This window comes from Bacteroides sp. 2_2_4 (genome assembly GCF_000157055.1).
In the GTDB taxonomy this organism is placed as follows: domain Bacteria; phylum Bacteroidota; class Bacteroidia; order Bacteroidales; family Bacteroidaceae; genus Bacteroides; species Bacteroides ovatus.
On the sequence record NZ_EQ973355.1, the window covers coordinates 564732 to 575870 of the forward strand.

Annotated in this window: 8 protein-coding genes and 1 tRNA gene; 4 read left to right on the forward strand and 5 right to left on the reverse strand. The window is 40.6% G+C overall.

Annotated features, from left to right (window positions below; genetic code table 11):
• Window positions 1-221 precede the first annotated feature (221 nt).
• Window positions 222-4355, forward strand: a complete 4134-nt coding sequence (locus BSCG_RS24880; protein ID WP_008774780.1) for a two-component regulator propeller domain-containing protein — start codon at window positions 222-224, stop codon at window positions 4353-4355.
• Between the two features lie 80 nt (window positions 4356-4435).
• Here the strand turns inward: BSCG_RS24880 and pulA are convergent, their stop codons facing one another.
• The 3 genes from pulA to BSCG_RS24865 are packed head-to-tail and all read right to left on the reverse strand — an operon-like array spanning window position 4436 to window position 7359.
• The gene (pulA, locus tag BSCG_RS24875; RefSeq protein WP_008774781.1) at window positions 4436-6442 is read right to left on the reverse strand and encodes a type I pullulanase; all 2007 of its coding nucleotides are present in this window, start codon (window positions 6440-6442) and stop codon (window positions 4436-4438) included.
• A 51-nt stretch (window positions 6443-6493) separates the two neighbouring features.
• Window positions 6494-7060 carry a crossover junction endodeoxyribonuclease RuvC gene (gene ruvC, locus BSCG_RS24870; RefSeq protein WP_004300848.1) on the reverse strand — a complete coding sequence of 189 codons (567 nt, stop codon included), beginning with the start codon at window positions 7058-7060 and terminating at the stop codon, window positions 6494-6496.
• Window positions 7057-7359 (reverse strand): DUF4286 family protein, encoded by a 303-nt coding sequence (locus BSCG_RS24865; RefSeq protein ID WP_004304386.1) that lies wholly within the window; start codon window positions 7357-7359, stop codon window positions 7057-7059. The genes ruvC and BSCG_RS24865 overlap by 4 nt, the downstream gene beginning before the upstream one ends.
• A 115-nt stretch (window positions 7360-7474) precedes the next feature.
• Here BSCG_RS24865 and BSCG_RS24860 point away from each other — a divergent pair.
• The 3 genes from BSCG_RS24860 (at window position 7475) to BSCG_RS24850 (ending at window position 9065) form a co-directional block, all read left to right on the forward strand.
• A tRNA-Ala gene (locus BSCG_RS24860) sits at window positions 7475-7548 on the forward strand.
• A 97-nt stretch (window positions 7549-7645) separates the two neighbouring features.
• Window positions 7646-8644 carry an AAA family ATPase gene (locus BSCG_RS24855; RefSeq protein ID WP_004311410.1) on the forward strand — a complete coding sequence of 333 codons (999 nt, stop codon included), beginning with the start codon at window positions 7646-7648 and terminating at the stop codon, window positions 8642-8644.
• Between the two features lies 1 nt (window position 8645).
• Window positions 8646-9065, forward strand: a complete 420-nt coding sequence (locus BSCG_RS24850) for a hypothetical protein (RefSeq protein ID WP_004304388.1) — start codon at window positions 8646-8648, stop codon at window positions 9063-9065.
• Window positions 9066-9119: 54 nt separating this feature from the next.
• Here the strand turns inward: BSCG_RS24850 and BSCG_RS24845 are convergent, their stop codons facing one another.
• Both BSCG_RS24845 and BSCG_RS24840 read right to left on the reverse strand, forming a co-directional pair.
• Window positions 9120-9332, reverse strand: a complete 213-nt coding sequence (locus BSCG_RS24845) for a hypothetical protein (protein WP_004304389.1) — start codon at window positions 9330-9332, stop codon at window positions 9120-9122.
• Between the two features lie 128 nt (window positions 9333-9460).
• Window positions 9461-10327 carry a hypothetical protein gene (locus BSCG_RS24840; RefSeq protein WP_008774782.1) on the reverse strand — a complete coding sequence of 289 codons (867 nt, stop codon included), beginning with the start codon at window positions 10325-10327 and terminating at the stop codon, window positions 9461-9463.
• Window positions 10328-11139: the final 812 nt, after the last annotated feature.

Below are 11139 nucleotides of genomic sequence, written 5' to 3' on the forward strand. Positions count from 1 at the left end.
GCATAGGTGGAGATTTTGTTTCAAGCAATTGACAGGCGGTTACATACACTTGCATGTACGTTACAAGCTATTGCACACCCGTTACATACCCCTCCCAGAAGCATCCCTAAAGGGTTTGCACGTAACATCAGTAAAAGGAAAAGTAACAAAGCTAATGCTATTTTAATTTAATATAGTATCTTTGTCTATATAAAAAGCACCAATAAACCCTGCTTATATTAATGAGTATGAAAGCACAAATCCTATTCCTTTTTTCCATATACTATTTCCTGATAGGAAGCACTCCTGTTATGAAAGCACAGACCGGCAAATTCTATTCAACAGACAAAGAACTTTCCAACAGTCTGATCAATGCCGTATATCAGGACCGGAAAGGATTTATCTGGATAGCTACCGAAAACGGACTTAATAAATTCGACGGGACACGTTTCTCGATCTATCGACATAATGCTACGGATAGCACCAGTTTGAAAAACAACTATGTACGGACATTATTCGAAGACAGTCGCGGTAATTTCTGGATCGGATGCATCAATGGCTTACAGCGATATGACCGCGCCACAGACAACTTTCACGAATTATTCATCTCTCGGAAAGACGGACGAAAGAATCCTCATATCACTTCCATTATTGAACGCCGGAACGGAGATCTTTGGATAGCAACTTCCGGACAAGGCGCCATATCCCTAAAAAAGAACAGCAATCCCGCCTCCTTCCATATCGAAACCGAACTGACAGACCGGATAGGTAGTAACTACCTGAATGTCATTTTCGAAGATTCCCGGCAAAATTTATGGATTGCTACAGAAGAAAAAGGACTTTACCGTTATTCTCCGGAAAATAAAGAGCTTAAAAGCTATAAAGCACCTTATCATATAGCAGGTGATGACGTTTCTGCCATTTGTGAGGATGCACACGGACAAATTTTCGTAGGAACCTTGACAAAAGGTCTTTTCAGACTATCATCCCGGCAGGAAGGAAACTTCGAACCTGTCCTCTACCAAAACCGGATGAATTTGAATATCCGGACTCTCATCATTGATACCCGTGGAAAACTTATCATAGGAACAGACGGTGAAGGAGTAAAAGAATATCAGCCTCAACAAGATATTATTGTGGACAGTGAGATTAATGCGGGTCCCTTTGACTTCTCCAAATCCAAGGTTCACTCGTTAATCGAAGATAAAGATCACAATTTATGGCTGGGCATTTTTCAGAAAGGTTTGATACTAGTGCCCGGCATTTCAAATAAGTTCGACTACTACGGCTACAAATCAATACACAACAACACCATTGGTTCCAGCTGTGTTATGGCTATTCATACAGATGAACAAGCTACAATCTGGATAGGTACGGATAACGACGGATTATATGCCATAAACGATCAGGGAAAACAATTACGCCATTACACCCATCAGGCAGGTAATCCCCAATCTGTCCCCGGCACTATCCTATGTCTCTATGAAGATTCCAATCAGGAACTTTGGCTAGGATCTTACTTCAATGGTCTGGCACGGATGAACAAACAAACCGGAACATGTCAAGATGCCACCTCGCTTTTACAAGGAAATCTTAACGCAGGCAAGCCCAAAGTTTCCTGCATCATTGAAGACAAAAACAAGAATCTCTGGGTGGGTACTTATGGTTCGGGCTTATACAAAATCAATTTACCAACTCAACATGTCACCTATTACGAATCTACCCGCAACGAAAACGATGACTGGAGCATCAACCGACTTCCAAACGATTGGATCAGCTACCTACTGGAAGATAGAGAGGGAATGATATGGATCGGCACTTATAAAGGTCTGGCCGTACTCAATCCTCAAACGGACAATTTTATCAATTATAAAAAGCAAAACAATCTCCTCCCCGGGTATGTCGTTTACAGTTTATTGGAAAGTAGTAATGGAGAGATCTGGGCTGGTACTTCCGAAGGATTGGTCTGCCTGAATAAAGACAGACTAACACCTGTACTTTTCACTACTGCCGATGGACTCCCCAGTGATATTATTTGCGGCCTGGCTGAAGACGAGAAAAAAAATATATGGATCAGTACCCATCAGGGAATCTCCAAACTGAATCCTCCGAAAAAGAAGTTTATCAACTATTATGCAGGCGACGGTCTGCAAGGAAATGAGTTTACGCGCACTGCTGTATTTAAAGATAAACGCGGCAAGATATTTTTTGGAGGTACCAATGGAGTAACAGCTTTCTACCCCCAGGATATCACCGAAATCAAAAAAGAAATGAATGTATTGATTACCGGCTTTCACGTTGCTAACCGCCCTGTGAAAAAAGGGGATAAATCCGGCAACAATGTCATCACTGATACTGCTGTCATGGATACCGAGCAATTTACACTGGCATATAATGAAAATACATTCAGCATTGATTTTTCTGTTTTGGAATTCAGCAATCCCGACCGGATTAGTTATCAATATAAGATAAAAGAATTAGGCGATGAATGGATCAGTACGCAACCGGGAACAAACCGGGTGACTTATAGCAGTCTGAAACCGGGGAAATACACTTTCTCCGTACAGGCACGCGACCATAATAATTTCTCTAATATCCGCACAGTTACTATTGCCATCACTCCACCCTGGTACCAGACCTGGTGGGCAAAAGTAATCTGGGGATGCCTCGGAGCATTACTAATCTATGCTCTTACCATGTATATTCTGTCACGTATCCGCCACCGGCAAGAAGTGATGCGACAAAAACACATGGAACAGATTAACGAAGCCAAATTACAATTCTTCATTAATATCTCACATGAAATACGTACCCCGATGACTCTTATCATCAGCCCGTTAGAGAAACTGTTAGCCGAACATTCCGAGAAACAACCGGTTTATCTCATGATTTACCGGAATGCCCAACGTATTCTACGTCTGATCAATCAACTGATGGACATACGAAAACTGGACAAAGGACAAATGCATCTGAAATTCCGGGAAACAGACATCGTAGGATTTATCAATGACTTGATGCAAACATTCAATTATCAAGCGCAAAAAAAGAACATCACATTTACTTTCGAAAAAGAACTGGAAGGTGCTGATTCTCTGAAAGTATGGATTGATCTAAATAACTTTGACAAAGTATTGATGAATGTCCTTTCCAATGCTTTCAAATATACACATGAGGGAGGAAATATCGAAGTGTTATTGAAAACCGGTCACAACGATGCCTACCGGGGTGCTTTGAAAGATTATTTCGAGATAGATATCACCGATAACGGAATCGGTATTGACAAAAACAAAATAGAACAAATATTCGAACGTTTCTATCAGATTGACAACGACATGACACAATCTAATTTCGGTACAGGAATCGGACTGCATCTTTCACGGTCGTTAGTGGAACTGCACCACGGCATCATCAAAGCAGAAAACCGCGAAGACGGACAAGGAACCCGTTTCATCATCCGCCTGCCGTTAGGTAGTAATCACTTGAAAGCAGAGGAACTGGAAAATCCTGAAGAAACCGGAAGCGAACCAACAATCTCCCAACTTCCCAAAGATTCCATCTATGAAACGGAAGAAGAAAACAAAACTAACGAGTACAGGAAACCCAAAGCAAAAACACGTTATCGCGTCTTAATCGTAGAAGATGATGAAGAAATACGTCGCTACATACGTAGCGAACTGGATAGTGATTTCCGTATCTACGAATGTACAAATGGACGGGAAGGACTGGAAACCATTTTGAAGGAGAAACCCGATCTCGTCATCAGTGATGTTATGATGCCCGAAATGGATGGAATCACTCTCTGCCGGAAAATAAAACAGAATATCAATATCAATCATATACCTATTATATTATTAACCGCCAAATCGAAAGCCGAAGACCAAATCGAAGGACTTGAAATTGGAGCAGATGCTTATATCGTAAAACCATTCAACACTGAATTATTACGAACTACTATCAGTAATCTGATAGCCAATCGGGAAAGACTGCGCGGCAAACTGGTAGGTGAACAACAAGTAGAAGAAAAAATAACAAAGATAGAAATGAAGTCCAATGATGAGATCTTGATGAGTAAAGTAATGAAAACCATCAATGACCATCTTGCCGACCCTACCCTTAATGTAGAGATGCTGGCAGCCAACGTTGGAATGAGCCGCGTACATATGCACCGCAAATTAAAGGAGTTGACTAATCAGTCAGCACGAGATTTCATTCGTTCTATCAGACTGAAACAAGCTGCCAATCTGCTACGTGAGAAGAATCTAAGCGTTTCGGAAGTTGCATACGCTACAGGCTTCTCCAACCTCTCTCATTTTTCCAATACATTCAGAGACTTTTACGGAATTTCACCGAGTGAATATAAAGAACAACAGATGTAACAAACAGAATTAGACTTGTTACAAACAAGAATCTAAATTAGAAAGAAAGCCGTTATTGATATGACAAATAATGACTAAAGCTATTTATACATAATCAATGCAGACTGTCCGGGAATAATTACTTCCGACCCGGTTTGCGTACCTAATCCACGCACATCTATCACGCCATCTTTGCATACCACTGTATATTTACCAACAGGCACTTCCAAACGCGCAGGAGTCATACGGGAATTAAACGCCACGATAATATCTTCCCAACTATCTCCGTTCGCATGATCCTTCAGGCGGAATGCAATCAGGTTTTGTCCTTCCACCGGAAGAAACTCCAGATGTTTCCGAACCCTTTCCGCATCTCCCATACGGAAAGCGGGATGGGACTTACGCAGATCTATGAGTCGCTTATAATACATGAAAACATCTCCGTTCGTCGTTTTACGTCGCCAATCAATAGCATTGACTGCATCCGGACTCTTATAACTATTATCCACCCCTTGTTTATCGCGCATCACTTCTTCTCCCGCATAGATAAAAGGAATACCTTGCGAAGTGAAGACTACCGTCTGCGCAAGCTTATCAAGCCGGACCAGTTGCTCGGGAGTAGCGCCCGGCATACTTGCTTTCAAGCGATCAACAAGGCACAAACCGTCATGGCAGGAAACGTAGCTAATCATCTGGGTAGGCTGCTCCGCCCACGGTTTCTGACTATAATTAACAGAATCACACCGTACTTGCGGATGCTCAATAGCACCCACAATTCCGAATTTAACACTCATTTCTGCTCCCGGAACTCCGGCGAGGAAAGCCCCTTTCTCCTTTTTCCACACAGGTCCGCAAAGCCCATCACGCAATTCATCCGAGAATACGGCAATTCCCGGCATGTGGGAAACATTCCCTTTCATTGCCAACGAATCTGCCGGATATTGGGGAGTGTCGGCTGCCCAACCTTCTCCATAAATACAAATGGTAGGATCAACCTTGTTCACCGCTTTCCGGATCTCATTCATGGTTTCAATATCATGCACTCCCATCAAGTCAAAACGGAAACCGTCAATATGATATTCTTTTATCCAATAAAGAACGGACTCTATCATAAACTTGCGCATCATAGGGCGTTCACTTGCCGTCTCATTACCGCATCCGGAACCATTTGCCAATGTCCCGTCTTCTTTCTGACGATAAAAATAACCGGGAACAGTACGTTCAAAATTACTTTCAACGGTATTAAAAGTATGATTATAAACCATATCCATTATCACACGGATACCAGCTCTATGCAGTGCTTGTACCATTTGTTTGAACTCTTTCACACGAGTGGCAGGTTGATAAGGATCAGTTGAATAAGAGCCATCCGGCACATTATAATTCGCCGGATCATATCCCCAGTTATAGTGGTTTTCTTCCAGTTTTGTTTCGTCGATAGAAGCATAATCAGAGGAAGGAAGAAGATGTACATGTGTCACTCCCAGTTCTATCAAGTGATCGATACCGGTCAATAACTTATCTGAATTCATGGTCCCGTGTTCAGTCAATGCGAGGTATTTACCTTTATTCTTAATTCCCGAAGTAGAATCAACCGAGAAGTCACGATGATGCATTTCATAGATAATCATATCAGCAGGAGATTTCAGAGAAGGACGTCTGTCACTCTCCCATCCCTCGGGATTTGTAGTCTTCCAGTCAATAATGGCAGCACGTTTCCCATTCACTCCGACAGCATGGGCATTGATTCCCGGCGTGTCTCCCTGCCATTTATCATTGATTTTTACATTGAAGGCATAGAATTTGCCAAGCAGGTTCTCATCTACTGAAGTTGTCCAGGTTCCATCTTCTGTGGGCTCCATCTTTACTGTTTCATAAGCATGTCCGCCTTCACCGGCATCATATAGCATCAGGCGTACTTCTTCTGCAGTTGGTGACCAAAGATAAAATTTGGTTGCCAACGGCGTATATTCCATTTCCGTAAGACTTCCCGTACGAACCGGATACAGCTCAAAAGAAGCATATTCCTTTTTCGCAGGGGAGCAGCTCATTACTGTTGTCACTGTAGTCACCCCTAATATTGCTAAATAATTACTTCCCATCTTCATTTAAACCTCCCCTAGATATTTCCTTTATATCTATCCCTATAATCAGTCGCTTTACTTCACCTTATCCGGATTCTTCGCTATAAAATCCTTCCAGCTATTATAACCTTTTTCCATGGTCGGCCGCCCCATTTGCAGGAAATGACAATAGGCTGCCGCCAATCCATCTGTTGCATCCATAAAAGTAGGCATATCCTCTTTGGGAAAGCGCAACATCCGCTGCAACATATCCGCTACCTGTTCTTTTGATGCCTGCCCGTTTCCGGTGATAGCCATCTTTATCTTCAAAGGAGCATATTCCGTAATCGGAATATCCCGGCTCAACGCCACTGCCATCGCTACCCCCTGTGCACGGCCCAACTTCAACATCGATTGTACATTTTTACCGAAGAAAGGCGCTTCAATAGCCAGCTCATCAGGCAGATAACTTTCAATAATACTCAATACCCGTTCATGGATATGGCGAAGTTTCAGATAGTGGTTGGCAAATTTACGCAAGTCGATAATCCCCATCGCAATCATTTCGGGCTTGGTTCCTTTCACTCTTAGAACACCGTATCCCATGATTGTCGTACCGGGGTCAATCCCCAGGATTATCTTTTCTTTTACCGGTTGAATCACTCTATCACCTCCATCAGGGTCGGAAACCCGATCACTTTATCTTTAAATATTTTTGCCAGTTCGTCATTCAAACGTACTCCCTGTTCCAAATGCCAACGATGCAGTAACCCACTGCTTTCCACCTCCCATTGCAAAGAATACGCACTTCCTTCTTCCCGATGACTTAATATCCGGCAAATGCGGGGTGCCTTCAACGCACCGTGTTTCTGTACTTCAGGAATATAACTCTCTTTTATCCAAATCATGAAATTGTCGTGAACGTCATCGTCCACTTGAAAAGTTGTATTATAAATCAGCATATCTTAATTTCATACTATTATTTACCGCAAACATAGCAATTATTTCAGAATAATGCATTATATTTGCGGCAACAAAAAAGATTCGTTTACAAACGTTATCATATAAGATAGAAAAGGGGCGTTAGCTCATCTGGCTAGAGCGCGACACTGGCAGTGTCGAGGTGATCGGTTCGAGTCCGATACGCTCCACTTTTTAAAAGAGCAATTTCCAAAAGAGTTGCTCTTTTTTGATAGCCTTCTTGAAGTAATTATATTGTACGAATCAGAACCAAGTTATTTGATAATTATGGAGCGCAAACTTATCATTCGTAATTTTGGAGCTATCGCTTCAGCAGATATTGCATTGAAAGACTTCAATATCTTCATAGGTGAACAAGGAGCCGGAAAGAGCACAGTGGCCAAACTAATTACTATCTTCGAGAATAGTAGGGATAAAGTTTTGAAGGTTGATTCCGACTATTTAATGACTAAGTTCTCCGAGTACAATATTATTTCGTATTTTAATCCGGACAGCTATATTAGTTATTCTTCAGAACAAGGAGATATCACCTACGAAGATGGTTCCTTCAATTTCACTTTTTCGTACCATTCGACAAGCCATAATTTATACATTCCGGCAGAACGCTTCTTCATTAGTACATTCTCCCGCTCCATAGCTACTTTGGTGTTGTCCAAAGCACCTATACCAGTCACATTGTTGGAATTTGCCTCTTTCTATGAAAAAGCAAAGAACCTATTCGTAAATTATCAAGTTCCTATTTTCAATATAATATTCCAAGTCCGTGAGGCTAGTGAGAATCTAGTTTTAAGCAATTATGATAAAATCATTCCATTCAAAGACGCATCGTCGGGTATTCAATCCGTCGTACCCTTACTCATGGTTATTGATTACATCACCAAGGAGCAATCGGACACTCACTTCGTAATAGAAGAACCGGAACTTAATCTCTTTCCTGAAACTCAAATTGCTTTGCTCCAACACATAGTAAAAGAATGTCATCAGCTGACAATAACAACTCATAGCCCATATCTACTGTCGGCTTTAAACAATATGCTAGAAGCCGGTAACGTATCTAAGTTACACCCGGAAAAAGAAGAAGAGATTGCAGCACTCATGCCTAAAAGCAGCTGGGTTGACTTTAATAAAATTACTGCCTATAAGATAGAAAAAGGACATATCATTTCTATCTTAGATAAAGAATATAACATCATTGTCGCCGACCAAATAGACTCTACTTCAGATGAACAGGGAAGGATTTTTTCTTCATTATTAGATTTAGAATAATATGGCAATATTCAAACAAGCCTGCACATGGGAAGTAACAGATAAGTTGCTGGTAGTAAAAGAAAATAAATGCAAATGCGTTTTCTCAAATCCCAATCAGCATCTACTCACAAAAATAAAGGTTGATGGTTGCCAAATTACTGATGGCATCAGATGTGACTACCTGATACTCGACCATTGTCACAACGAATATTTTGTTGAATTAAAGGGGAAAGATCTGCCTCATGCTGTTGAACAACTGGAAGCCAGTATCCAGCAATTATCAGCCCCCAACCATACAATTAAAAAAAAGGCTATTATTGTATCAAGCCGTAATCCCTCCAATGACACTTCGGTACAAAGAGCTAAAGCTATGTTCAAGAAAAAATATGGAGTAGAGCTTATACCCAAGAATATACAAATAGAAATTACAATCAAATAATATCCCGACAAATCAGACTTCCTTTTTTTTGCATAAATAGCAAAAAAAGGACCTTTATTCAAGGTCCTTTTTAATCACTTCGTCCATTTCTTTTATACGTTTCTCACGATCTTTAATGGGACCGTCTTTCTTGTCATTCTTAAATGCGTCATCGGCACGGTCGGCAACCTCGCCGCTCCATTCCTCAAACTGGTCCTTAGCCGGACGACCATTCGGCTCGATATTTTCCTCGGCTATCGAATCATGCCTGTTAATCATATCATCCATAAGTTTTCGTTTTAAAAGTTTATGGCTATAAGACAATACAAACGAAGAAAAGTTTTCTATTTTAATGATTTTTGAAGAAATCAGCCATGTTATTATACTATCAAAGAAACACTCCAGCCCAATCTGTGTCATTCATCCAGATACCTATATAAATTGCAGTTGCCGGCAACGTCCAGTACATTCAGCTCTTTCAAGCGTTTTTCCACTTTCTTTTGTGAAACCAGCCCGAAATTCCGTAACATATCACGCAACTTCCTAAACCCATATTGAGAAGTGATTTGTAGCAGTTCTCGAAGTGTTTTTATATCAGCTTCAGAAATGATCCGCTGCGACCGAATATCGAATTTCAATTCTGTGATAGGAGTATCAAGTAAAGCCTTTGCCGCTTTTATATCTTCGGGAATAAAAATTTCCGGATTCGTTTCTTCCGCCTCTCTCATGAACATATCATTATCAAAGCCATTTTGGCGGAATTTCATTTCATACGCCCGTACTGTTGCTTTAAGACGGATATTTTCTTCTTTATACGTCCTAAGGAATCCCGCTTGAGATTTTATTTCCTGCACAAGTCCTTCAAATGCCTTCTGTGCTTGACGATATTTCATACGTTTCCGGATACTAAAATCCTTAATATTTCCTTGTAAGACGGTATAAAGAAATAGTTGCCGTCTTTCATCATTCCTTATCATTCCGGCAAGCTCCTTTATTATTAACCGGATCAATGGGGTTAACTCTTTCAGTGATTGAAGTAGAAAAAATTCCTCTTCATTTTCCTTCATCTTCTCATCCATCCGGCGTTTGTGTTCTTCTTCGGAAAGACTGAACCGAATATTTCGTTCAAGACAATCCGTCAGACTGTTTTCATCAAGCATCAGATAATCACCGATTTCTGAATAAATAATCTCTTGCCTTTCACACCAAGTAATAATACGTCTGGTAGATACCTGATACTTGGTTGCCGCTTCTTCAATACCAATCCATTGTTTTGTTGCCATAACTCGTTTGTTTTTAGATGTATACGTCGCAACCGGATATAAAAAAGGTGCGAACGATACATATATTTCCCAACAGCGGTACTAGCAAAACCGACAGATGAAAATACAGTATGCCCGCACCAGAACTTATATATCGATAGGGATATAAGCTTGGCACGGACATTTGATTTATCATCTGTTTGAAAATTGCTAGTTTCCTGTTAGATAAATTAAATGTCCTATAAATACAAGTCCGGCTGTCAAAGGTCCGGTCCTTGATTGCAAATATACTTCTTTTTTCTGAAAAGAAAGATAATAAATGACAAGCTTTTTAGTTACAATAGAATTTTATATAAGACAAATAAGTAAACAACTACACGGGAGAATAGTTTCATCGGTGAGAAACTAAAGTTCCATCAGTGTGAAACTATAGTTTCATCAGTAAGAAACTAATAGTTCCAAGCAAGAGAAACTACAGTTTCAAGGCGATGAAACTGTAGTTTCGAACCGCAAAACCAATAGTTTCAAGGCTTGAAACTATCGATTACAAGGCAGGTCCCGCCCCGTAAGTACAGGGGTAATAAATAAAATAGCTTATCTGCCTGTGGTTAATACTATTCAGGCAATGAAACTTCATCTGTGATTTTTACTTGATTTGGGTATGCATCTCTACCATACCGTCTTTGCAGTGTGTTTATCTCTTCTTTGCTTTGCAGTGACAGCATTATTGCCGTCACAGTGCTGTCACCATGTTGCTGTCACGCCATTAACTTTTCATAATCAAACAGTTAAGTTACAATCTGTGACAGATGACAGCAAATTTATTTTTTTTA